The organism is Deinococcus indicus, from assembly GCF_002198095.1.
GTDB lineage: Bacteria > Deinococcota > Deinococci > Deinococcales > Deinococcaceae > Deinococcus > Deinococcus caeni.
In genome coordinates this window covers 1-21,154 of sequence record NZ_NHMK01000001.1, presented here as the reverse complement: position 1 = coordinate 21,154, position 21,154 = coordinate 1, and the positions used below count along the sequence as shown (strand labels likewise).

26 protein-coding genes and 3 pseudogenes are annotated in these 21,154 nt (G+C 64.7%); 23 read left to right on the top strand and 6 right to left on the bottom strand.

Going from position 1 to position 21,154, the window contains the following annotated elements:
* Positions 1-1,101, top strand: a 1,101-nt coding sequence (locus CBQ26_RS00130) for a nucleotidyltransferase family protein (RefSeq protein ID WP_088246594.1), incomplete at its 5' end; no start/stop codon positions are given.
* Positions 1,083-1,502, top strand: coding sequence for a lasso peptide biosynthesis B2 protein (locus tag CBQ26_RS00125; RefSeq protein WP_088246593.1), 420 nt, complete (start codon positions 1,083-1,085; stop codon positions 1,500-1,502). The genes CBQ26_RS00130 and CBQ26_RS00125, both read left to right, overlap by 19 nt.
* An 81-nt stretch (positions 1,503-1,583) precedes the next feature.
* Here CBQ26_RS00125 and CBQ26_RS00120 read toward each other — a convergent pair whose 3' ends face one another.
* Both CBQ26_RS00120 and CBQ26_RS21120 read right to left on the bottom strand, forming a co-directional pair.
* A complete protein-coding gene (locus CBQ26_RS00120) occupies positions 1,584-3,725 on the bottom strand; it encodes an Ig-like domain-containing protein (protein ID WP_143341868.1) in 2,142 nt (713 codons plus the stop codon).
* 852 nt (positions 3,726-4,577) lie between these two features.
* Positions 4,578-5,483 carry a hypothetical protein gene (locus tag CBQ26_RS21120; RefSeq protein ID WP_143341867.1) on the bottom strand — a complete coding sequence of 302 codons (906 nt, stop codon included), beginning with the start codon at positions 5,481-5,483 and terminating at the stop codon, positions 4,578-4,580.
* 512 nt (positions 5,484-5,995) lie between these two features.
* Between CBQ26_RS21120 and CBQ26_RS00115 the strand changes: the two genes are divergently transcribed.
* The 16 genes from CBQ26_RS00115 (at position 5,996) to CBQ26_RS00045 (ending at position 15,589) form a co-directional block, all read left to right on the top strand.
* Positions 5,996-7,717, top strand: coding sequence for a hypothetical protein (locus CBQ26_RS00115; protein ID WP_143341866.1), 1,722 nt, complete (start codon positions 5,996-5,998; stop codon positions 7,715-7,717).
* Between the two features lie 19 nt (positions 7,718-7,736).
* Complete coding sequence (locus CBQ26_RS00110) at positions 7,737-8,006, top strand: HPr-rel-A system PqqD family peptide chaperone (protein ID WP_088246590.1); 270 nt, start codon at positions 7,737-7,739, stop codon at positions 8,004-8,006.
* A 245-nt stretch (positions 8,007-8,251) separates the two neighbouring features.
* Positions 8,252-8,461 carry a hypothetical protein gene (locus CBQ26_RS00105; protein WP_088246589.1) on the top strand — a complete coding sequence of 70 codons (210 nt, stop codon included), beginning with the start codon at positions 8,252-8,254 and terminating at the stop codon, positions 8,459-8,461.
* 58 nt (positions 8,462-8,519) lie between these two features.
* Complete coding sequence (locus tag CBQ26_RS00100; RefSeq protein WP_143341865.1) at positions 8,520-9,026, top strand: hypothetical protein; 507 nt, start codon at positions 8,520-8,522, stop codon at positions 9,024-9,026.
* Between the two features lie 32 nt (positions 9,027-9,058).
* Entirely contained in the window at positions 9,059-9,763 is a 705-nt protein-coding gene (locus CBQ26_RS21635; protein WP_088246587.1) for a ribonuclease H family protein, read from the top strand.
* A gap of 55 nt (positions 9,764-9,818) precedes the next feature.
* On the top strand, positions 9,819-10,181 hold the full coding sequence (locus CBQ26_RS00090) for a hypothetical protein (RefSeq protein ID WP_088246586.1): 363 nt from the start codon (positions 9,819-9,821) through the stop codon (positions 10,179-10,181).
* Positions 10,178-10,576, top strand: coding sequence for a hypothetical protein (locus CBQ26_RS00085; RefSeq protein WP_088246585.1), 399 nt, complete (start codon positions 10,178-10,180; stop codon positions 10,574-10,576). The genes CBQ26_RS00090 and CBQ26_RS00085 overlap by 4 nt, the downstream gene beginning before the upstream one ends.
* Positions 10,573-10,929, top strand: a complete 357-nt coding sequence (locus tag CBQ26_RS00080) for a hypothetical protein (protein WP_088246584.1) — start codon at positions 10,573-10,575, stop codon at positions 10,927-10,929. Before CBQ26_RS00085 ends, CBQ26_RS00080 begins: the two co-directional genes overlap by 4 nt.
* Positions 10,930-11,083: 154 nt before the next feature.
* Positions 11,084-11,206, top strand: coding sequence for a hypothetical protein (locus tag CBQ26_RS22750; protein ID WP_280522569.1), 123 nt, complete (start codon positions 11,084-11,086; stop codon positions 11,204-11,206).
* Between the two features lie 215 nt (positions 11,207-11,421).
* Positions 11,422-12,588: an RNA-guided endonuclease InsQ/TnpB family protein gene (locus CBQ26_RS00075; RefSeq protein ID WP_088246583.1), complete on the top strand. Its 1,167-nt coding sequence runs from the start codon at positions 11,422-11,424 to the stop codon at positions 12,586-12,588.
* 72 nt (positions 12,589-12,660) lie between these two features.
* Entirely contained in the window at positions 12,661-12,981 is a 321-nt protein-coding gene (locus tag CBQ26_RS00070; protein ID WP_143341864.1) for a hypothetical protein, read from the top strand.
* On the top strand, positions 12,978-13,325 hold the full coding sequence (locus CBQ26_RS00065; protein WP_088246581.1) for a hypothetical protein: 348 nt from the start codon (positions 12,978-12,980) through the stop codon (positions 13,323-13,325). Before CBQ26_RS00070 ends, CBQ26_RS00065 begins: the two co-directional genes overlap by 4 nt.
* Positions 13,322-13,816: a hypothetical protein gene (locus CBQ26_RS00060; RefSeq protein ID WP_088246580.1), complete on the top strand. Its 495-nt coding sequence runs from the start codon at positions 13,322-13,324 to the stop codon at positions 13,814-13,816. The genes CBQ26_RS00065 and CBQ26_RS00060 overlap by 4 nt, the downstream gene beginning before the upstream one ends.
* Positions 13,817-13,861: 45 nt before the next feature.
* Positions 13,862-14,203 (top strand): hypothetical protein, encoded by a 342-nt coding sequence (locus CBQ26_RS00055; RefSeq protein ID WP_143341863.1) that lies wholly within the window; start codon positions 13,862-13,864, stop codon positions 14,201-14,203.
* Between the two features lie 38 nt (positions 14,204-14,241).
* A complete protein-coding gene (locus CBQ26_RS00050; protein WP_088246578.1) occupies positions 14,242-15,030 on the top strand; it encodes a hypothetical protein in 789 nt (262 codons plus the stop codon).
* A 34-nt stretch (positions 15,031-15,064) separates the two neighbouring features.
* A complete protein-coding gene (locus CBQ26_RS00045) occupies positions 15,065-15,589 on the top strand; it encodes a hypothetical protein (RefSeq protein WP_088246577.1) in 525 nt (174 codons plus the stop codon).
* 8 nt (positions 15,590-15,597) lie between these two features.
* Here CBQ26_RS00045 and CBQ26_RS00040 read toward each other — a convergent pair whose 3' ends face one another.
* Together CBQ26_RS00040 and CBQ26_RS00035 are read right to left on the bottom strand one after the other, a co-directional pair.
* Positions 15,598-15,855: a hypothetical protein gene (locus CBQ26_RS00040; RefSeq protein ID WP_088246576.1), complete on the bottom strand. Its 258-nt coding sequence runs from the start codon at positions 15,853-15,855 to the stop codon at positions 15,598-15,600.
* Positions 15,852-16,574, bottom strand: coding sequence for a hypothetical protein (locus CBQ26_RS00035; RefSeq protein ID WP_143341862.1), 723 nt, complete (start codon positions 16,572-16,574; stop codon positions 15,852-15,854). Before CBQ26_RS00035 ends, CBQ26_RS00040 begins: the two co-directional genes overlap by 4 nt.
* A gap of 99 nt (positions 16,575-16,673) precedes the next feature.
* Here CBQ26_RS00035 and CBQ26_RS00030 point away from each other — a divergent pair, with 99 nt between their 5' ends.
* A complete protein-coding gene (locus CBQ26_RS00030) occupies positions 16,674-17,114 on the top strand; it encodes a helix-turn-helix domain-containing protein (protein ID WP_088246574.1) in 441 nt (146 codons plus the stop codon).
* Positions 17,115-17,689: 575 nt separating this feature from the next.
* Here CBQ26_RS00030 and CBQ26_RS21110 read toward each other — a convergent pair.
* Complete coding sequence (locus CBQ26_RS21110) at positions 17,690-18,070, bottom strand: hypothetical protein (protein ID WP_143341861.1); 381 nt, start codon at positions 18,068-18,070, stop codon at positions 17,690-17,692.
* On the bottom strand, positions 18,051-18,512 hold the full coding sequence (locus CBQ26_RS00025; protein ID WP_280522570.1) for an ATP-binding cassette domain-containing protein: 462 nt from the start codon (positions 18,510-18,512) through the stop codon (positions 18,051-18,053). The genes CBQ26_RS21110 and CBQ26_RS00025 overlap by 20 nt, the downstream gene beginning before the upstream one ends.
* An 88-nt stretch (positions 18,513-18,600) precedes the next feature.
* Here CBQ26_RS00025 and CBQ26_RS23090 point away from each other — a divergent pair.
* The 4 genes and pseudogenes from CBQ26_RS23090 to CBQ26_RS23080 all read left to right on the top strand — a co-directional run.
* A pseudogene (locus tag CBQ26_RS23090) lies at positions 18,601-18,774 on the top strand (helix-turn-helix domain-containing protein); the annotation flags it as partial.
* A pseudogene (locus CBQ26_RS23085) lies at positions 18,775-18,995 on the top strand (winged helix-turn-helix domain-containing protein); the annotation flags it as partial.
* A 340-nt stretch (positions 18,996-19,335) separates the two neighbouring features.
* Positions 19,336-19,924, top strand: a pseudogene (locus CBQ26_RS00015) (IS630 family transposase); the annotation flags it as partial.
* Positions 19,925-20,571: 647 nt separating this feature from the next.
* On the top strand, positions 20,572-21,087 hold the full coding sequence (locus CBQ26_RS23080; RefSeq protein WP_088246571.1) for a winged helix-turn-helix domain-containing protein: 516 nt from the start codon (positions 20,572-20,574) through the stop codon (positions 21,085-21,087).
* Positions 21,088-21,154 lie beyond the last annotated feature (67 nt).

Sequence of the window (21,154 nt, the reverse complement as noted above, 5' to 3'; positions counted from 1 at the left end):
GTACGTGACCTCCTGCACGCCTGGCAGGCCGAAGCGATCCCCTTCCTCCTGACCAAAGGCTTCGCGCTGGCCGAGTTCGAGTACTCCTCGCCCGCCGCGCGGTACTACGGCGACGTGGACATCGTCCTCCCTGAAGCGCACGCCACCGTCACGCGCGCCGTTCACCTCGCCCTTGCCCGCGGGTGGCGTACCGATGGTCAATACGCCGACCCGCGCCTGTGGACGCACGAGACCGCGCACCTGTTCAGTCCCAGCGGCCACACCCGCATCGACCTTCACCGCTTCATCGTCAGTTGGACAGCCGGCAACCAGCGGCGCACCCGTGAGGTCACGCGGCAGGTCTGGCAGCGCAGCCGCCCCCAGAACTGGCAGGGCGTGACGGTGCGCCGCCCCGACCCGCTGGACCAGGCGGTCGCCACCCTGATCCTGGCGCGCACCTGGGGCGGGGACGCCGGGGGCCTGAAACCCGCCGACTACCCGGACCTGGCGCAACTGAAGCGCAACCATGACCTGACGGAGGCGGACCTGCTCGGCCGCGCCCGGACCCTGGACGGTGACCACACCTTCCGGGCGTTCCTGAAGGTGTGTAGTCCCTGGCAGCAGGTATTCGCTTTCGGGGAGCGGCAGACGCGGCGGACCCTGGGCGTGGCACCAGTGCGGGACGGAGTCATGACGCCGCTGGACCTCTGGCGCACCCGGCTGTTCGTCCTGCCCGGTCAGTTGAAGGTGATGCCCAGCGTGTTCACGCAGGTGCGGGCGGGTCTGCGCGGCGCCCGGACAGGTGAGGTGGTCGAACCGGCCAGCGCAGGCCGGAACGCCCACCCACCCTCGCCCGTGCCCCTGGTGGCAGCGGGACGGTGGGTGATGCGCCTGCACCGTCCAGGTGTCGCCAGTGACTCGCTGCAGCGTGAGTACGCGTTCGTGACGTTCCAGATCCTGCGTGCGCGGGGCGTGGAGGTCTTCCTGGTGAAGGGCTGTGATCCCCAGTCTGGGGAGAGCCGCTTCTGGGTGGAGGACGGCCGGGGCGTTCCCGACTGGTACGGTGATCCCAGGGTCAGGCAGACCCACCCGGAGGTGCAGCGGTGGCCCGCGCGCGAGTGATCGAGCTGCGCCGCGTGAAGGGCGTCTGCGTTGCGCTGCCCGTCGCCTGGCGGGTGCGGCGCGCCCTGCACCGCGACCCGGACCTGCCCCAGCTGCTGCGCAGCCTGGAGCGCGGGCCGTCCACACGTTGCGCCTGCGACCCACGGGAACTGGCCTGGACGGCCCGCGCAGCCCTGCACGTACTGGGCGTGCGTGACCGGGGGTGTGTCCCGGCCGCCATGACCCTGTACGCGCTGCTCAGCCGACAGGGCAAGGCCGCCACGTACGTCAGTGGGGTCAGACGACTGAATGGCGAGCTCGACGGTCACGCCTGGGTCGAGATCCTGGGTGTGCCGGTGGCCGAAGGAAACCTGAGCGGCTTCAGGGAGCAGTTCCGCTTCGACAATAGCCACTCGGCCTGAGTGTCACGCGGTGGAAGTGGACCGGCCCATATAGGGCCGGTCCACTTCCAGTTGGGCGGTATGGTCAGCCCGTGAGCACCATTACCGGGCTGGGTACGTGATGGCTTTGGGAATCTCACCGGTCGGGCCGGCACGCATCGTGTCGAACACTCCCACAAGGACGTCCTCCGTGGCCGGGCGGGCAGGATAGTTGACCCCGCTACGCATGTCCGCTGTTTCCTTGATGTGACTGCGCATGAAAACCTTGTACCACGTCCACCACTGTCCATTCAGGTCGGCGTCGCGGTTGTAGTATGCGTGTTCTTCAGCGCCGTGTAGCCCATCGATCCCGTTGTAGCCTCCGTACCGGAGCCACTCGTTGTAGCTCTCTGCGCTGTGAAGCCACTCATGCAGGAGCCCTTCGTTCTCCTGATCGGCCCGCAACCCACGGAAAAAGCCGGTCGGGACGTTGATTTCACGGCCTCCGCCGCCCGCGCAGCAGTGGGCTTCCTTGACGGATTGTCCATTGGCCTGATGGCTGGAGTACAGGAAGGCGACCGTGTCGTACTCCGTTCTGGGATCAATGCCCGCCTCCCGGTACAGGCGGGCGATGTCCGGCCCGTCATTCCGGGGGCGATGGGCAATCACGTCTTCCACGACGGGCAGGACGGTCACGTCCCATTCGATCAGGCCGTACGAGTAGGGAAGGAGCCGCCGGGTGCTCGTGGTGCGCAGCTGCCCCACGAACCTGTCGATATCATCCTGGGTCAGGACGCCGGTGTTGGCGGGATCGTCGTCGACATGCTGGGTCGTCCGGACGGGCAGCACACCCACCCTCCACCGCTGGGTGGGGACGGGCGCTGCGTCGATGGCGATCTCGGCGCGTCCGGCCTGCACCTGCACGTCCTGCGTGCGGTACGCGGCCGGCGCGTCCTGGCCGACACCGACCGTGTAGGTTCCTGGGACGAGATCGAGGGTCGCCGGGGTCCGCTGCCCGCTGAAGGTCTCGTTCAGGTACACGTCTCCCGGTACGGCGCTCGTGAAGGTCGTGCGGACCTTCCGGGCGGCGTCGGCGGTGACCGTGACGGTCCGGTCGAAGACGAGACCGCGCGTGGACGGGCAGTTCGAGGTGCAGCTCTCGTTCACGACGAGCACACCGTCACGCCAGACCTGGAACCCGTACCGGGATTGCCCGCCAGTGTTGATGGTCTGCAGGCGCAACTGGTTGTCGCCGTGTCCGAACCAGTCGCTGACGTCCATGCGGCCGCTGTCACCGCTGCCGTAGCGGTAGACCGCGCGGCGGACGCCGTCGACGGTGACCATGGAGACGTCGTCGGTGTTGAACAGCCGCAGTTCCACCCGGGTGGGTGGACGGACGGTGACGGTCTGCGAGACGGGCGCCGCGGCCGTGAACGTGTATCCGTCCCGCGTGCCGCCCTGCTGCTGCGCGGTGACGGTGCAGTCGCCTGGCGCGGTGGGGGTGAGCAGGCCTGCGGGGGTGACGGTGCAGACGGCCGGTGTGCCGCTCGTGTACGTGACCGGCTGGCCGCTGTGCGCGCCGCGCGGGCGGGCACTCAACTGCTCGGTCATCCGGCCGGCTACCAGCGCGTCCGGAAGAGAGGAGAAGGCCAGCGTCTGCGGCACGGTCGCGGTGGTCGAGGTGAGCACAGCGGCTGTCGTCACGTCCGACCGTCCTGAGGGCGGGCCGCTGTCCGTCCCGCCGACCGTCATGATTTCCCCGCCGGTGGGCACTCCCAGTGCGTCGAGTCGCTGGGCGGCCTGTGTGGGCGTCTCGTCTGGCGTGACGCTGCGGGTCACGCGGGTCACACTGTCGTCGACGATGGCGAAGGTCATGACGAAGTTGTAGGTGGTGCTCGCGCCTCTGGGGAGGCGCACGGCAATGTTGACGTTGGCGGTGCCGCCGGGTGCGACGGTGCGGGTGCAGGTGTCGGCGCAGGCGCTCGCGACGAATCCGTAATTCAGTGGGCGGTCACTGGACCTGAAGTGCCGCAGCCATTCCGGCTGGCTGGTCAGCGCCTGCGTCTGGGCAGGCTGGAACACCTGGAAGTCCGTGGCGCCGGGTACGAGTGTGGGAACGCCACCGATGAGATTCAGGGCGTGCGTGGGGGTCACCAGGGGGGCCAGCCGGGCCAGGTCACCGCTTGGCGCGCCACCGAAGGCGGACATGCTGTTCAGGGCGGTTCCGCTGGTGTTCGTGTCACGGGCGACGGCGACCAGGGTCATGTTGTTGAAAGGCGCCGCGCTGGTGTTCGTAAGCGTGAATGTGGCGCGCAGGTAGGTGTACTCGCTGTCGGTCTGGACGCTGGCTGGTCCCGCCTGAGTGAATGTGACGTCTCCTTCTCTGTGCGTAAAGGTTTGACTGGACAGGGTCGCGCTGGTGCTGATAGGCAATGCTATGAGACCGCGGACGTCAGCGTGCGCAGAAGGGGGTGTCGTTTGCGTTGTGCTGCAGGCACTCAGAAGTGCTGTGGTGAGTAAGAGGAGGGGGAATAATTTCATGTGATTCCTTGTGTGGTGCAGCGGGGGGCAGTGATCGTGCTCTGAGGGAATTCGTCGCCCGTCTCCTGCCATGCGCCCGCTGCTCATGTATGGATTCTGTCTATTCAAAGTAAGGTATTTGTGGTCTTTATTGTTTGTCCAGGGTAATCAGCTATCTATTGCTTATATGGCCAAGCATATATTATCAAATTGCAGCACGTATTAATCGATGGGCTATATCCGCAGGTGATCGGATTATATAAATAATACCGGATGGTATATATATTCTGCGGATCATTTAATATAGGGAAAAGCGACAGAGTGCAATAAGGTCGGGACAAGTATGCCATGCCCAGCAAAAACCAGGCAGCTCAGTACCTATTGCGGTACTGATCTTTAACGACCCCATTTCCTATTGGGAAAGAGGCCCCTGTAACCACCGAGTAGGAGTGTTTCTCCAACCTGGGGCGTTCGTACACTGCTTTGGTGGGCTGACTTGTCACTTTTGCTGGAATGCTCGAATGTTTCATGCATGCTCCTGTTGTCGCAGGTGGCGCTGGCCACGAAGGCCGCCTGACTTGTAGCGGTGGGCGTGGCTCAACCTGGGTCCGTAGGCGGTCCATCAGGGAGTACCCGTTCGCACCAGTGGATCTGACTGGCCAGCATCTTGAGGTGAGCGAGAGTCCAGTCGCGTGTGCGAGGGCGTAAGGGCATGCCGGTGGATGCCCAGAGCGCCATGACGCGTTGCGAAACGGGCAGGTGGTAATCACCAGGCGCGCGGAGATCATTGCGCCTGAGGACACAAGCTTCAGCAAGTGGAGCCTGCGTTTTCCAGGAAGTCCCGATGGTGGCCCAGGGAACCAGCGTTTTGCCATGGGCCACTGTCAGTGGTCCGTTGAGCGGGAAGTGCTGTGACAGGAACGCGAGGGTATCTGTTTGACACTGCAGTCCCGGGTCGGTTCCAAAAATTAAGCGCATTCCAGGTACGTACAGTCCCAGTCCGTCTGTCAGGGGTTGCGCGCCGGAAAGGAGCGCAGAGATCAGCGCGGTAGTTTTGCCACTGCCCGTCTCGCCCAGAAAGGCGCTCGCGCCATGATCCTCGGAAGTGACGGCGGCGTGCAGGGGAATGATTCCTATGGTGCGGAGGACTTCAAGGAAAGCAAGGGAGAGAGGCTCTCCCGGGGCGTCGGTCTCTGACCAGACTTCGATGCTGCTGCTCGAACCGAGTGTAAGGAGTACGTCCTGGTGTTCGCCGTAGATCCACAGTTGATGATCGGTTGAGGTGGAGACGGCATTGGCGCTCGTTGAAGTGCGCAGGAGAATCGTCTCGCCGCGGTGGATCTGGCGGCCGTGGTTGTACCGAATGGTGAGGTGGTGTGGGGCGCCGGGGATCTGGATATGTGAGAAGCGACTGTGGAGGTGAGATGTGAGGGCGCTGGGTGCGTCCGATTCGATTTGAAGGCCTGCGGCAGTGAATTGTTGAGGTGAGATGACTTCACGCATGAATGATCGGTGTGGGCGATGACCCTGAACTGCGTTCTCCTGTCCGGGCAGCCAACGTCCTCCTAGATGAGTAAGGCATTAATTTTAGATGTGTTTATCGCGCGAGAACAAATCTGACCGCAAGGTAAGTCAATCATTCTGGACGCTCTATCGAATTTCTTACACCGGACCATTGACGAAATGTCAAAAAACGTGTAGGGATCAATGGAAAACAGCCGTGCCGCCGCGATCATCGGCATCTAGACAACAATATGCACAACATCGTCATTTACGAATCCGGCAAAGGATTTCTGCTTCTGACGAACATATGTCCCACGGGCTGCAATTATTGATACTTTTAGGCGCGGTTCCAGCAACTGAGTACACAGAAATCAGCTCGTCGCACCCAACCTGCTTCGGTGACAAGACCCGATGACCGATCTGCAGGCCCAGGCCCGGACATATACAGATGCCATCAATCCGTCGCCCATGCACTTTTGTCGCGCAGTCATCACTCACGTATGAGGTACTCCTTGAGACCCCTTCCAGCCATCGCCCTGCTGCTCCTGACCGCGTGCGGGTCACCGGCGACCACGCCGCCGTCCGCTCCTCCTGGCGCCCCGGCCGTGCTGGGTGGCGTGGTCCTGCCCGTCACGACCGGCGCGGCCCTGGGCGTGCAGGCCCTGACCTTCCGCGAGGGCGACGTGACCTTCACGCGCCTGGGTGCAGCCAGCGTGCAGAGTGCAGGCGGGTTCGATTACCTCCGCGCGCAGTTCGAGGTGAAGAACGTCGGTACCACCCCATTCGACAACCTGACGCTGGTCGCCGTGGCGAGGCAGGGGAACGTGGGTGGCACGCCCATCAAGGCCATCACGGACTTTGGTGGTGTGCCCAGCCGCGATCAGGCGGCGCTGGCTCCACTGGTCGCCCCGACACCGGCGGTGGCCGTGGCGCCCGGCGGCGCCCTGAGCCTCGTGCCGGACGCCGCCGATTTCGTGGCCCTGCCGGATGCCGAGGTGACCGCACTGACCGGCCAGTCCGGCTGGAACACCTTCTACGGACCGCAGGACACACCACTGAATTACGGCTTCACAGTCAGTCGGTGCAGCGCGGCCGCGTGTACCCGCACCCTGAAGCCCGGCGAGTCGGGCACGGTGAACGTGGCCCTGCGCGTCCCGAAAGGCACGGCGGTCGGTGCGGCGTACGGTTTCCTGATGAACTTCGCGCTGGTGAACGATCCGGTGACGCGGGTCACGCGCAGTGTCGTGCCGCCCGAATCGGCGGCCGCAGCCGCCGCGCGCCTGGACGCCCTGGGCGCCCCGGGGGGGGAAGTGATGCAGCTGGAACCGACCGCGCAGGCCCTCCCGGCGGGCCGGACCGGTCGGGCGGTGCCGTCCGTGCGACTCAGCCGGGATGGAGCGGACCTGCTCACCGCGCTGACGACCGTGCAGACCACGCCGCTGGGGGCTGTGAACCTCGCCCTGAACCCGGATGACCGGACCGTCACCCAGGATTCGAGTGGCGCTCTGGAGTTCACGCCGGGCGTGTTCACGGACGTGGATGACGTGCAGGGGGGAGTGCGGTACGTGACGCGGACCTTCGAGGTGCGGAACGTGAGTGGCCGGACCCTGCCGAACGTGACCCTGCGGGCAATCGCACGTCCGGGGAACCTGGGCGGGACGGCGGTGGTCGAGGTGCGGGGCGCACCGACGGGGAGTGAGCCGCAGGGGCCACAGATCACGGACCCGGCGTTCGCTCAGGCGTTCCGTCCGGTGCACCGGACGGTGCTGGGGTCGAATAGTCCGGAGATTGACCTGAGCGGCGCGTCGTTCCAGGCGTACCGCGCGGTGGAAAGTCAGGCGTTACAGGCGCGTGCGGGACTGGGCGCGGACGTGACGGTGCTGGACTACGGCTTCACGGTGGGGGGTGCGGGCACGCGGATGCTGACACCAGGCGAGGTGACGCGCATCAACGTGGCGTACCGCTTTCCCCGGCGGTTCGGGACGCAACCGCGGCCGTTCGCGATGACCCTGAGCTTCGTGGCAGTCACAGAGGATGGCGTGCGCGTGTCGCAGGCGGTGGGCGAAAGCCGCGCGCAACTGGTGGACCGGGCGCAGGGCTTGCTGGGCACGGCGCCAGTGGTGCAGGTCAATGCCACGGACGGCACGGACCTGCCAGCCAGCAACGTAACAGGGCTGCTGCCGATGATCACGCCGGGCGTGCGGGTGGGAACACAGACAGGGTTGCGGCCTTGAAAGGAATGGGAGAAGCTTGATGAATCAGAAGTACGAGGTGAACCCGGACGTCCTGGTCACGGACCTGGATGATGAGCTGGCGCTGCTGGATCCGCACACATCGCGGATGTACACGCTCAACGCAGTGGGCCGCGCCATCTGGCAGGCACTGAGGGTGGGTGGCAAGCGGGAGGATCAGCTCGTGCAGGTCGTGACGCAGGAATTTGACGTGGCAGCAAGTCAGGCTCAGGCGGACATCAGGACGCTGCTGGGTGACCTGGACCGGGAAGGCCTTGTCCGTCGTGTTTGAGTGACCCCGCCGAGTGTGCCTCGCGGCTCTGCCGGCCCTCTCAGAACCGCCCGTGTGACTTTCACTGCACACGGCTCAGACCTTCACTGAAGCTTCTGCGAAAGTCCCCCTGACTCCTGAACATGCGCGGGAATTCCTCTTCGCAGACAGCAACAGCGGATTTGCAAGGAGGCGGAAAACCCACTTTCGCAGAAGTTTCAACCAAGGATCTTCAGCCATATGATGTCTGGATCATCGTCACCGCCTTGCACCACGGGACCGCGCAGCTCGCCGACCCTGCCAGGCGCGCCCGCGCCCGCCTCTTAATGATGACCCCCACAGCGCAGGGCTTGATGGTCACCGGCGGCAGCGAGGCCCGCATCGTCACCCGGCATGGCGACGTGCTCTACTGCGACTGCCCGGACGGCGTGCAGCTGTGCAAGCACCTCCTTGCCGTGGGATTGCACCTGGCGTGACCGAGGTGGTGTTCTCGCAGCACTGGCCCACACCGGGGGTGTGGGCCAGGACGGCACCATGCTCACTCCCCTGACGATCAGCGTCCCCGGCGCCCACAAGCCCGCTCCCACCCCTCAGCAAGCCCTCGCGGACCTCCGCAAGGTGGCCCTCGCCCGCCCCGCCCTGCAGCTGCGCCTCAAGCGCCTCGCGCGTCTGCTCGCGGCTGGCCGCGCCCTGAAACTCACCGGCGACCCCTGCCGCGTCCAGGCCACTGTCACGGCCCTGCGCGCCTACGCCGCGAAAGAACCCGAGGTCCTCACGGCCGTCACCCCCGACGAAATCCTCGCCGGTCTCACGCGTGGGCCCGTGCGGGTCAGCGTGCACGACCAGGACGGGTGGCCCATCTGCGAGTACCGCCTGTCGTACGCCACGGCCGGCGTGGACATCCTCTGCCGGGACGGCCGCACCCGCTTCCTGCCCAGAGACGAGTTCCGCGCGCAGTTCCGCCTCGCGGTCTTCACCCTCCGCGTGCCCGCCACGTGGCTCGCCGAGCCCACCCCCATGCAGCCGGAGCAGGCCGCGTGACAGTCACCCCCACGTCCGGCACCGTGCACCCTATGCCACAACAGATCGCGTACACCGACGCCAGCCTCGCCGTTCAGGACGTATACGCCCTGGCGGCCGTCGTGAACGGCGTGACCGTCACGACCACTGCGCGGGCGCACACCACCCAGCAGGCTGAACTGCAGGCCGCACGCCTCGCGGTCCAGCACGCCGATCCCGGTCCCCTGCACCTGTATGTCGATTGCCTGGCCACCGCGCACGTCCTGACGGGACTCGCGCGGTCCAGGTCACCCTTGACCGAACCCGCGCAGCAACTGCTTCAGCTCGCCGCAGAACGGGGCGTCGCCCTGCACGTGCAGTGGATTCCCAGAGGGGAGAACGCCGCCCACCACCCGGCGCATCACACCGCTGGGCACATGCGCACCCACCGCCGCGCCCGCCGGGTCCATCTGCCCCCACTCCCCCCCCAGACCCCCGGTCTGGTCGTCCGCCTGCGCCACCACCCGGACGGCACATCCGCCCGCGGCGGTGGACTGCGCGCGGTCGCCCACGGGCCCCTGGCGGCCCTGCGCATCCTGATCGACCTCGCGGGCCGCGCCCCGCCTGGCGTCCGCGTCCGGGTCCGCGGCGTGCCGCCCTATGCCGCGCACCTCTGGACCCACCCCGAGCACGCGCCGGACGACCTGCTCGCCTCCCTCAGTGCAGCCCGCTGCACCCTCTCCCTGCGCGGCAGCCGACTGCACTTGATGACCCCATGACTTCACCCCGCTGGCCTGCCCACCACGTCCCCTCACCCCCAAGGAGTCCGACACCATGACCAAGCCCCACCTGACCGACCTGCTCGACCGCTACGCCACCCTCCGCGACACCATCCTCGGCCTCGAAGCCGAACGCGACCAGCTCGGCACGGAACTCAAAGCCGCCCTGCTGGACGGCGAGACCGTCCAGACCGACCTGTACCGGGCGGAACTGCGCACCTCGACCACCGTCGAGTACCCCCTGGACCGCTTCCGGGAATGCTTCGGGGACGCGGCGACCCTGGAGGTGGCCACCATCGACCGGAAGAAAGCCGATCGTCTCGCCACGGCCGGGGATCTGGACGCGGACACGCTCGCCAACCTCGCCGTGAAGAAACCCCGCGCCCAGAGCCTCGTCCTCACCCAGGTCCGCGCATGACCGGCAGCAACGTTCAGCCCGCCGCGCCCGCCGCCCCACAGGCCGCGGCCACCCACACGGTCACGCTTACCCTCGCGTCCGGCCTGACCGTCCACGTGGCCCACCGGCAGGACGTCGACGGGGAAGCCATCGTGATCGAGGCGCCGCAGGGCAGTGGCGGCTTCCATCCCACCTGGGCTGCCACGTGCGCCGCCCGCCTGGTCGACGGCGCGACTGGTACCTTCAACGACCACAGCGATCCCATGGAGCCCGCGAGCATCACGCTGCACCCTGCCTGCCTGACCCTGAGCGTGCACGGTGGGGACGTCACCCTGCACGTCACGCCCGCCGACCGTCAACTGCTCGCCGACGCCATCACGGCCGTCGCGGCCGCCACGCCGGAGCGGGTCGCGTGACGGTCCTGCACCGCCTGGCCGCGCACTGCGAGGGTGATCTGGTCGCCCTGGTCTCCCTGCTGGACATTCTCGACGAGGACACGCTTCACGCCGCCCGGACTGAACGGGCCGCCCTGCCCACCCCACTCGCTCCGCAGCCCCTGAGTGCCGAGCAGCTTGACCAGCAGGCCCTCGCGGACGAGCGCACGGTCCAGCAGCTGGGCGAGCTGCGCGCGGAGAGCCTCGAAGCATCTGGACTCCCCCTGCCGGACCTCACGCGTCTGGACCGCCGGGCGGACCTGTGCCTGGAGCTCGCTAGCCTCCTGCGGGACGCGGCCGCCCTGAGGCGTGAACTCGCCCTTGACCTCGCCTGACTCCTGGAGTGCCCATGAATCTGCTCACCCTGTTCCTCGCGTACGTCGGCCTGCTCGCCACACTCGGCACCCTCACGGCCGCAGTCATCGCCGTGAAGGTCAGCCGGGGCCCCCGGCACCCGTAACCAGTCCTGGCCCCCTGCCTGGGGGCCACGTGAGCCGCATGCTCACCGCGATCCTGTCCATCCTGATCCCGCTCGCCCTCTGCCGCGCCCTGTACGGAGGTTCCATGCACCCCACCCGCTCCAACGTCCCTTCCGCTGGGAGCCGCGCGTGACCGCCCTGGCGAGTCTGCTGCTCACGCCCCAGGGCACCCCACCTACCAAAAGGGCCGCAGTGCCCCCGGAGTTATCCGTGGGGGTGTAAGGGCCCCCGCCCCAACGGGGCGGCGAAGCCGAAGCCTCCGGTTATGTAGTAAGCTAAACACGCCATGCTCCCACACCGCGTTAACGGCTGGGAGCGTGGAAAGCACCTTCAGGGAGGTGATGCGAGGTGGAGAGTACAACGCTCCGGGCGTTCAAGTACAGGCTGTATCCCACGAAGGCGCAGATCGCCTCCCTGGACACCACGTTGACCCTCTGCCAACGCCTGTACAACGGCATGCTCGAAGAGCGGCGCGGCGCGTATCAGAAAGCGGGCAAGAGCCTCACCGCGTACGACCAGATGAAATCCCTGCCCGAAGTGAAGGCCGCGCTCCCGGAATACGCCGGGGTCAACGCTCAGGTGTTGCAGGACGTGGCCAAGCGGCTGGACAAATCCTTTAAGGGCTTCTTTCGCCGCGTCAAAGCGGGCCAGAAGGCCGGATACCCGAGATTCAGGAGCCGGGACCGATACGACTCGTTCACGTACCCACAGCCCCGCCAGAACAGCGTCTCCGGCAACGGGAAGCACGTCTACCTGCCCAAGATCGGCAACGTGCGGATCAAGCTGCACCGCCCGTTCTCCGGCAAGCTCAAGACGCTGGCCGTGAAGCGGGAGGGGCAGGAGTGGTACGCGGTCCTCACCTGCGAAATCCCCAGGCCCGCACCACTGCCACAGACGGGGAACGCTGTGGGCATCGATCTGGGGGTGAGGCACCTCATCGTCACCTCGGACGGGGACTTCGAGGACAACCCACGCCCGCTCCGCACCGCACAGAAACGGCTCCGGGTGCTGCAACGCTCGCTGAGCCGAAAGAAGCGCGGCAGCAAACGGCGACACAAGGCCAGGCAGGCCGTCGCCAAGTTGCACCTGAAGGTCAAGCGGCAGCGCGACGACCTGCACCATAAGGCGGCGGTCAAGCTCGTTCGGGAGAACGACTGGATCGCGCATGAGAACCTGAGCATCACCGGGCTGGCCCGAACGCGCATGGCACGGAGTGTGCTGGACGCGGGATGGGGCAGCCTGATCGAGAAACTGATCTCCAAAGCGGAAGAAGCTGGGAGAACAGTGATCGGCATCAATCCCGCTTACACCTCGCAGGACTGCCACCTGTGCGGACACCGAGAGAAACACTCGCTGTCCGTGCGGGAGTTCACCTGCAAGGGATGCGGGGCGTTCCTGAACCGGGACGTGAATGCTGCCAAGAACATCCTGGCATGGTCGATGCCTTCGTGGACTCAAGGTGGCTCAGTGGAGCGTGCCTGTCCCGAGAAGCCCCGCTCTTCAGAGCTAGGGTAGTTCACGGCCCACGACGCGACGGGCTGCATGGCCGTGTGCGCCCTGCTCGTCGCGGCGCAGCAGCATGGTCTCGTGCCGATCCTGCCGGAGGACGCGCCCCGTGCCCGCGCCGCAGACGGGTACTGCGGCGACCATCTGAAACGCGTGGAGTCCGGCGAGGTGGAAGCCCTGTCCCTGGCGAGTCGCGTGCAGGAGCACCCCGAGGCCCCGGCGTACCTGATGCACGAGGGCACGCTCCTGGTGCTGGAGGACGGCCGCCTGATCTTCCGGGGGGTGCACCGACACAGCGCACTGGAACGCGCGTACCGGGACGTCCGATACGGGACGCTGCTGGGCCTCCGGCACCGCCTGCCCGCCGAGCACCTCCTCACCTTCGAGCAGGTGCCCCTGTGACGGGCAGCCTGACCCCCAGGCCGGACCTGATCACGTTCGAAGGCGAACCCATGGTGATCGGCCGGGTGAGCGTCTTCGCGTACCTGGACGGGGAGCCGACCGGCTTCCTCCTCGGGACGGACACCGAGTCGGACGCGCGGCTGCTGTACCATGCGGCCCCAGCAGCGGTGACCTGCTTCCACCTGGACGCCCTGGATGCCCTGAACGACGCCCGCCTGACGCCGTTCCTGACGGCCCTGCGCCGGTGGAACCGGACGGGCGACGCCCAGGCTGCCCAGGAGGTCCTGACCCTCTGGGAGACCCCACTGGCCCGGGAACTGCTGCTGGCCCCCACGCCCCTATGAAACACACCACCAAGACCACCCTGCGGCAGGCCCTGAAGGTCCTGTCTCCCACCACCCTGCGCATGTTCGCCATCGAGATCGGCCTCGTGGAGCACCGGCGCGGCCGCGCGACGAACGAGGTGACGGCCGCGCAACTCGCCGATCACGTGCACGCCCACCCGGTCCGGGCGAGGCAGGTGGCGGCGTCCCTGCGCGCCGCGTCGAAGGACCCCCGCTTCCTGCCGACCCTGGAGGCCCTGGATGGGGTGCGGGGGGCGGGGCCGCTCACGCTGAGCACGTGGACGCTCACGCCTGAAGGCCTGCACCGGGTGCGGGTGCAGCACGGTCAGAAGCCGCCAGTGTGGGTGGAGTACAGCACGGACGCCCGGGTGGGCCTGATTGCCCTCGCGGCACCCGACGCCCAAGTGGCCGCGCCGATCCTGCCGTCGACCTTCCCGGAGACAGTGGGGAAGGAACTCCAGGCATTGATCCTGCCGCCCACCCCTCGCTGACGCGTCCTGCAGTCCTGGCCCCCTCCCGGGGGCCATGTGACGCGCATGATCGAAGCCAACGACACGCCGCGCGCCCCCCAAACTGCCCCCCAGACCCTCTCGACAACCGTGCAGCTGAGTGCGCTCGTGCAGGAGCCCACCACGCTCGAACGTCTCGCGCTGGCCCTCCAGCACGCCCCGGAGGCTCTGGCGGAAGTGCTGGGCGTGGAACTGCCCGGACTGCTGGACAGCGTGGGCGCGTACCACGTGGCCTGCCCGGGGTGCAGCGCGAAGCATGTGGAATGCACGCTCCTCGAGGCGCCGGACGAGACCTGGACGTGCCCCACCTGCGGAGTGGCGAGTGCTGCACACGACTGGATGCAGTCCCGCCGCGCGCTCCGCGCCTGACCAACCCTGGCCCCCACTCCGGGGGCCACGCGGCCGTCATGGCAAAGCTGCTCATCACTCTCGACCCGGCGTGCCCTGAACGGCTGCCGCAGGCTCTCTCTCAGGCGACCGGGAGCGAGATCGTTGCCCTCGAACGCGAGGGCCGCACGCTCTATGCCGCGTGCCACCGGGCGGGACTCACCACGGCCCTGATCGGCACGGTGCACCTGCTCGATCATCCCCTCCCGAGTGGAGAGAACGCCGCGTTGACCCTGGAGGGAGAGGACCGCAATCCCGCGGCTGCCCGCGCGAGCCGGACATTCACGCGACACCTCACGCCCGCAGGCCTGCACGTCGACGGGACGTGGCGGGCCCGCTGCGAAGAGTGGCAGGCCCGAGTGAAGGCCGCGCAGAGCGGTGAACGACTGCTCGGCGAGTACCCGGACGCCCAGGGGTACGTCGGGTACAACGCGGAAGGCAAGCGCGCGTTCGAACTGGATGCCCGGCGGTACCTGAAGGCTGTCCAGCGGCACCTGGGCTGGAAGGGGACGGTGCACTGGAATCCGGGTGGGGTCGCCGTGAGTGGTGAGGTGACCGCCCACCTTGCGCCGGACGGTGCGGACACGGGCGTGTTTATCGAAGTGTCTGCCTGCGGCCTCTGGACGCCCCGGCAGGCCAGTCCAAGTGGCGTGGGCATCATGTGGCGGGTGGAACCGCTCGCGGGGCAGGACCGCTGGGCGCACGAGTACCGCAACCGCTGGGCGAGCTGGGTGCTGCCAGCGGCGCAACTGGCCCAGGATATGCGGACCGCCCTGACGCCTGAGCACGTGGACGCCCAGGTGGCGTGAAGCCCTGGCCCCGCCCCGGGGCCACGTCTCACGGATGCCGAGAACGCCCCGCACCCCACGCACGCCCGAGCAGGCCAGCGAACGCAACGCCCAGCGCTGGAATGACCGCCAGCGTGCCCGCCTGCCCCTGTTCATGGACGCCGGGCTGGAGGGTGACCTGATCCGGACTGGCGTCCTGCGCGACCGGCAGCCTCATCATCAAGTCCGGCTGAATGAGGACCTGCGAGAGCGACTCGCGGCCCTGGAGGTGGCAGCGGCCGTGCGCGGTGAGCAGTTCCGCCGCGCGATGAAGTCCCACTGCCCAGAGACCTATCCCGCTGCGCTGCGTCAGTTGCGTCGCCTGCGGGCGCTCGCGCCGAGCCTGCGGCGGGCCATCCACACGAGCGATCACTGGCTCACGGCGCTGCGCCGCGCGCTTCCCGAGGGCGCACTCCTGAACATCCTGGACGAGATCTGGCCAGAGCACGCCCAGACGCTGCGGCAGCTATCAGACATCGACGCGCGCATTCAACGGAAGACCGCGCTTGGCCAGGTGAACCCCTGGCACCCCGTGGACTGAAGTCGAGATCAGAGGAGCAGCGTGACGAGGCCCGCAGCAGCCACACCACCAGTGAGGTATACGGGCATGCGTCCGAGGGCCGCTGTGACCCGCTCGCCAGGCCGGACAAAGCCGAGCGTCCACACGTTCAGCAGGGCCAGCGCCACGACGAACCCACAGGCCAGCAGGACCGCCCAGTGCAGGAGCGGGAGGGGGAACACGACGGCCAGCAGGACACTCACGAGAAGCGCAGCGGCAATCAGGAAGGTCTCCTGATCGGCCGTCACGAGGCCACACCAGTACGAGTCATAGGTCTACTCTGCACAAACAGGGCCGCCAGGGGCAAGACCACGCCCGGTCCGACGAGTTCACCCGCGCGCTCCTGCAGGAAGGCGGCGGGCACACTGAGCCCATCCGCGTTCACGACGAAAAACATACCGGTGGGGTGCGCCCAGACGACGTGCCCGCCCAGCTCCCGGGCGTGCGGCCACGCCCCCATGCGCCCGGTGACGGCGCACGCCGTCCAGTGGCGCACCCACGCTGCGAGGGCCGGGTGAACGCCGCACAAACGGACGCCCTGCACCTGACGGGCGAGGTGGAGTCCCGACTGGGGGTCACGAGTGGTCACCGTCAGGTGCGGGGCGAAACCGCCGCCCTGCGCGGTGGGCGTGTCCAGGGTCGGGTGGAAGGCCTGGACACTGAGGTGGCGGGTCTGACTCACGCTGTACCGGACGCCGCCGGTGGCCAGGGTGAAGCGGACGGTGGTGACGCACAGGGTCTCCTCGACGAGATCCTGCTCATTCAGGGCCGTCAGGGGCTGGACGTGGTACCGGACCTGGTCGGCCTGCGTGTTCAGGAGATGCGCGACCCGCAGGGCGTTCGCTTCCGGGCAGTGCAGGACGTGCAGTGGGGTGCGGACGGGGCCGCCGGGGGCGTCGTGGGTGCGCAGGAGAGTGAACACGCCGGGAACGGGCGCGCCATCGTGGGGGTGTGGTGGCAGGGACATGACCACATCGTCCCGTGCGTAGGGGTGACGGGTGCAAGCACATGCGGTCTCGCTACTGCTTAGCTAAGAAAGTTCTGCGGGTTGGAGTCATACTTGGGAATGGGCCAGCATCTCCGAGTCAATCTGAGCGCTGAAGAACGGCAGCATCTCCTGCACCTGGTGGATCGGGGTTCACCACCAGCGCGCACGGTGACTCGAGCCCGGATCCTGCTCATGGCAGATCGCAGCACTGGCAACACGCACACCTACCGCGACATCGGATCCTTGCTGCACTGTCATGCAGACCGGATCAGCCGAATCTGCAGGCGCTACGTGCTCGAAGGTTTGCACGCTGCGCTGGTTGAACGACCCAGAACGGGGGCACCCCCCAAGATCACCGGCGACCTTGAAGTCAAGCTCGTCATGCCGGCCTGTAGTGATCCCCCCGATGGTCGAAAACGGTGCACCCTCCGTCTTCTGGCCGAACAGATGGTGATTCTGAGTCACGTGGACAGCATCAGCAATGTCACGGTGTATCAGCGCCTATTGATACCGGTGTAAATCCGCGTCACCTGTACTGACATGCAAGGCGTCTTGGCCAGGGCTCTTCCAATCACAGGGGAGTGATGGAGCAAAGTCAACTTACGCCGGTATCAATAAACGACGTCTTGAGCTGCTCATTACGCCTTTTCCGCTCACCCACATGTGATGTTCCAGAAGTGTCAGGTGCTGAGGAATAATACACTTCCAGTAATGATGTAGATCGGTCATAAACCTACAAATCAGACACACTTACTAGAAGGAATAATCATAGACACGTCAGTTACATCCAGGGATATTCTGCTACCCGCTGCCAAGTCAATCAAATGGCATACCGGTGCCAGTTCTTTACCTTGAATGACTACCCTACCCGACTTAGAATTCAGTGACACCGTCTGGGCCTTACGAACTTGAAGGTTAGCCCTGTATTTTTTAGCAGACAGGTACTGAGTGCCGTGACTAACCCAGGACCTCTCACCCAGCGATATCTTGTTACTGACATCATATTCCAAATTGCACGATGTTAAACCTATAGCAATTAAGACATATGGTGTCAACCAAGCCTTAATGGTAATTAACATGTTTCCCTTCCTCTCCTAGTAGCCTCTGATGGAGTCAACAGCCCTCTTTAATTTCTCCGCCTGCCGAGAGGGAATCACAACTCTGTGTCCATTCTTTAGCTTGATTGAGACCGTTGTTCGCACCGTAGTGACGAATTGCTCAAGAGATGGATTAATTTTTACCGTAGGGGGAAAAGACAGGGTGCTGGTCTTTCCTAGCTCCGATTGATCTATCGAATCAGCAGCATAAAATCTCTTTTGGTTTTTCGAGAACTCTACGATAATTCCTCTCCTTTCCACCGCCACTCTTATAACCCCTAGAGTCTTTATGGGGAAACCAAAAATTTCAGGAGTGACAAATTCTTCGTATAGGACTTCAAGGAAAGGCTGGCTACTTTTACTGGACGTACTCGACATGTTGAGCCTCCTTGCGATGAATATAGAGCATATGATCCGGAATAATGTCTATCGATTCATGCGGGATGATTACGACTGCTTTTCCTTTAGCAATCAATGCCTTTACGGCATCATTGAACCAAGTCCTTTTATCGTCATCTAAAAATGTCAGAGGTTCATCAAATATGAAGACAGAAGCCTCGTTCATCATGCCTCTGAGTATTTTCGTCATTTGCCATTGACCACTAGAAAAATCGATCGAGTCATGAAACATTTTACCTAGAGTACTGCCATTAGTCTCCGGCAACAATCTAACTCCAGAGGTAACAATTTCCAGGGAATGAGATCTGCCTAGATATATGTTCTCATTTAGAGTCATCGCATACTGCAAGTCACGATCTTCTACAAATGATACGATGGAGCTGCGAACATCAGTGATTGATGGCATCCCGTTTATTAGAATCGCGCCACTATTGATTGCGGCAGAAATTTAGGTTGCTAGACTGGCTATTGATAACGGTAGAAATTTAGGTTGCTAGACTGGCTAGGACATGGCACCGTGGCACCCCTCCAAGTACACCCGCGCCCAGCTCGAAGAACGGCGACTGGCCGCACTGAACATGATGCAGTCCGGTGGACACACCAACCAGCAGATCGCGGATCACTTCGGCGTCTCGATCCACACCATCTACACCTGGAAAGAGCGGCTCAAACGCCAGGGTGGCCTGGAGGCCACCCCCACCACGGGCCGTCCCGCCCGCCTGACCCCGGAGGGGCAGCAGAAGATCAGCACCCTCCTGCAGGAGGGTGCCCTGGCACACGGCTTTCCCGACGCCACCTGGACCACCGCTCGTGTCCGCGAAATCATCGGGCGGCACTTGGGCGTGTGGTACCACGTCGACCATGTCCGCAAAGTGCTCCATCGCCTGGGATTCTCTCCCCCAAGAGTTTCCGCGTCCCTTGGAGGCGTGTGCCACACGACGCCATGAGGGTGCAGAGGAGGAGAAACGTCGGTCAGCACGTCATTTTCCCCGTTGCATCCTGGAGGGAGTGTTTAGCCGGGACCTGCGCTTCTCTGCCGGAACAGCCCGAAACCGAGCGTCTGGTGATCGAAGAACGAGAAAGCGAGAAGCGTCGGATGTCGTGTGGTGCGGAGTGCAGGGAACGGAAACTCGCAGAACACTGTGCTGACCGATAAAAACCCGCGCATGGGCGTGGTGGGCGGCGTCCTGGCGCGCAACTCGTGCCGCGCGGAAACTCTTGCTCCCCAGAAACCCGGGAAAGGGGCGCTGGAACAGAACGAGGAGGCCGTACGGACCTGGGTGCAGACCACGCGCCCGGGTGTCGAAAAAAAAGGTCGCGCAGGGCGCCACGCTCGTCTACCTCGATGAAGTGGGCTTCAGTCTGAAAGGCGTGCTCCGACGGACATGGGCACAACGGGGGAAGACACCCGTGGTGCGTCTTCCAGCCAGTTGGCAGAAGCTCTCGACGATTGGGGCCATCACGTCGAACGGGCAATTTCTCCAGCGGACCCAGACAGGAGCGGTCAAGACGGGTGACGTGCTGGCGTTTCTGAACCACCTGCTGAAGCACGTGACGGGCGAACTGGTGGTGCTGGACAATGCCGCGATTCACCGGGCGAAGGCCGTCTCGGCCTTCGTGGAGGCGCAGGATCGGCTCTCGCTGGTGTACCTGCCACCGTATTCACCGGAGTTCAATCCGATTGAGAAGGTCTGGGCCTACGTGAAGCGGAACGTCTTGGGAAATTTCTGCGCCAGGACGACAAAGGAACTGAGGACACGGCTGCGTGCGGGATGGCAGAGGATTCGGTACATCCAGTTGCCGCAGCGCCTCATGGCGGCGACTTCAATTTAAACCGTTCTCAATATGTTCCTCAGACGGTTGTAAACTTCTTCCACAGCCTTCTTTTCGTTTACCAGAGAAAAGGCGATGATGGCGTTCTCCCAGGCATGGCTTGCAAGGTCCGCTTCGCCTCTCCGCTTGAAATAGTCCCCCAGACCCCGATATGCACAGCCAACGGCGACCTGATCATCCGTGAGACGGGCTTGCTCCAGGGAATACTTTAGCCACTGGTGTGCCCGTTCCAGGTCATTAAAGTGAAGCGCAACAATGCCCTGCTCATATGCATTGACGGCGACTGGGAGAGGCAGATTACCCAACTGTGTGATCAGGTCAGCTTCCTCTGTGAAGATGGTCTTCGCCTGAAGCCAGTTCCCAGCCATGCGCTCGACCATTCCCACTTGATGCAGCGCGCGGTGTTGCTCACCCAGCGTCCCCCGCTTCTCCGCGTCGTCGTGCAGATGTAAGAAGAGCGTCCGAGCTTCCTCGAAGTGGTTTGTAAATGCCAGGACGTAGCCCAATCCAAACTTTGCCTGCCGTATCACCTCCTCGTCCTGAGCGTCCGCAAGGATGCCCTTGAACAGGTGTTCCGAAACCGAGTAATTATCCTGCGTGAACGCGATCCAGGCGTCTTCTATGCCGTTCATACGGACTCCGATTAAATAGATTATGATCACTGCATCAAACACATACCTCTGACCACCCCTCTGGCGCATGACGCTGACACCTTCTGGCATCTCTACCGGGCCAGCACCTGTGCCGTCGAACGCCGCAGAGCCCAACTCTTCGCCCTCCTCGCAGAAGGACGCCCCGTACCTGAGATCCTTCAGGTGACCCGGTACAACCGGGTCACCGTCTACGGACTGGTCAAGCGCTACCGCGAACAGGGGCTCGCTGGCCTCCGTGACGCGCGTCACGTCAACCAGGGCGCCCCCCGCCTCCTGACCGCCGAGCAACAACAGACCCTGGCCGCCCGACTGCACGCTGACTTCGAGCAGGGCATCGTCTGGTCCGGTAAAGACGTTCAAGACTGGCTTCAGCAGCAGTACGGAATGTCCGTCCATCTCGGGCGCACCTATGAATTCCTACGGGCGGCGGGCTTCACGCCTCAACGGCCTCGACCCCGGCACGTTGGCGGCGATGAGGCCGCACAGGAAGCGTTCAAAACAAAGTCCTGACCGAGACGCTCCGCCAGGCGGAGCGTCTCGTACCGCGTGTCTCGCTGTGGTGCATGGACGAACATCG

Excerpts from the sequence above, each read along its gene's own strand:
- CBQ26_RS00120 (WP_143341868.1), bottom strand. The coding sequence starts at position 3,725 with ATGACCCTGGTCGCCGTCGCCCGTGACACGAACACCAGCGGAACCGCC.
- CBQ26_RS21120 (WP_143341867.1), bottom strand. The coding sequence starts at position 5,483 with ATGCGTGAAGTCATCTCACCTCAACAATTCACTGCCGCAGGCCTTCAA.
- CBQ26_RS00085 (WP_088246585.1), top strand. The coding sequence starts at position 10,178 with ATGACCGGCAGCAACGTTCAGCCCGCCGCGCCCGCCGCCCCACAGGCC.
- CBQ26_RS00035 (WP_143341862.1), bottom strand. The coding sequence starts at position 16,574 with ATGTCCCTGCCACCACACCCCCACGATGGCGCGCCCGTTCCCGGCGTG.
- CBQ26_RS00090 (WP_088246586.1), top strand. The coding sequence starts at position 9,819 with ATGACCAAGCCCCACCTGACCGACCTGCTCGACCGCTACGCCACCCTC.
- CBQ26_RS21110 (WP_143341861.1), bottom strand. The coding sequence starts at position 18,070 with ATGTCGAGTACGTCCAGTAAAAGTAGCCAGCCTTTCCTTGAAGTCCTA.
- CBQ26_RS00100 (WP_143341865.1), top strand. The coding sequence starts at position 8,520 with ATGCTCACTCCCCTGACGATCAGCGTCCCCGGCGCCCACAAGCCCGCT.
- CBQ26_RS00055 (WP_143341863.1), top strand. The coding sequence starts at position 13,862 with ATGATCGAAGCCAACGACACGCCGCGCGCCCCCCAAACTGCCCCCCAG.
- CBQ26_RS21635 (WP_088246587.1), top strand. The coding sequence starts at position 9,059 with ATGCCACAACAGATCGCGTACACCGACGCCAGCCTCGCCGTTCAGGAC.
- CBQ26_RS00045 (WP_088246577.1), top strand. The coding sequence starts at position 15,065 with ATGCCGAGAACGCCCCGCACCCCACGCACGCCCGAGCAGGCCAGCGAA.
- CBQ26_RS00030 (WP_088246574.1), top strand. The coding sequence starts at position 16,674 with ATGGGCCAGCATCTCCGAGTCAATCTGAGCGCTGAAGAACGGCAGCAT.
- CBQ26_RS00110 (WP_088246590.1), top strand. The coding sequence starts at position 7,737 with ATGAATCAGAAGTACGAGGTGAACCCGGACGTCCTGGTCACGGACCTG.
- CBQ26_RS00050 (WP_088246578.1), top strand. The coding sequence starts at position 14,242 with ATGGCAAAGCTGCTCATCACTCTCGACCCGGCGTGCCCTGAACGGCTG.
- CBQ26_RS00060 (WP_088246580.1), top strand. The coding sequence starts at position 13,322 with ATGAAACACACCACCAAGACCACCCTGCGGCAGGCCCTGAAGGTCCTG.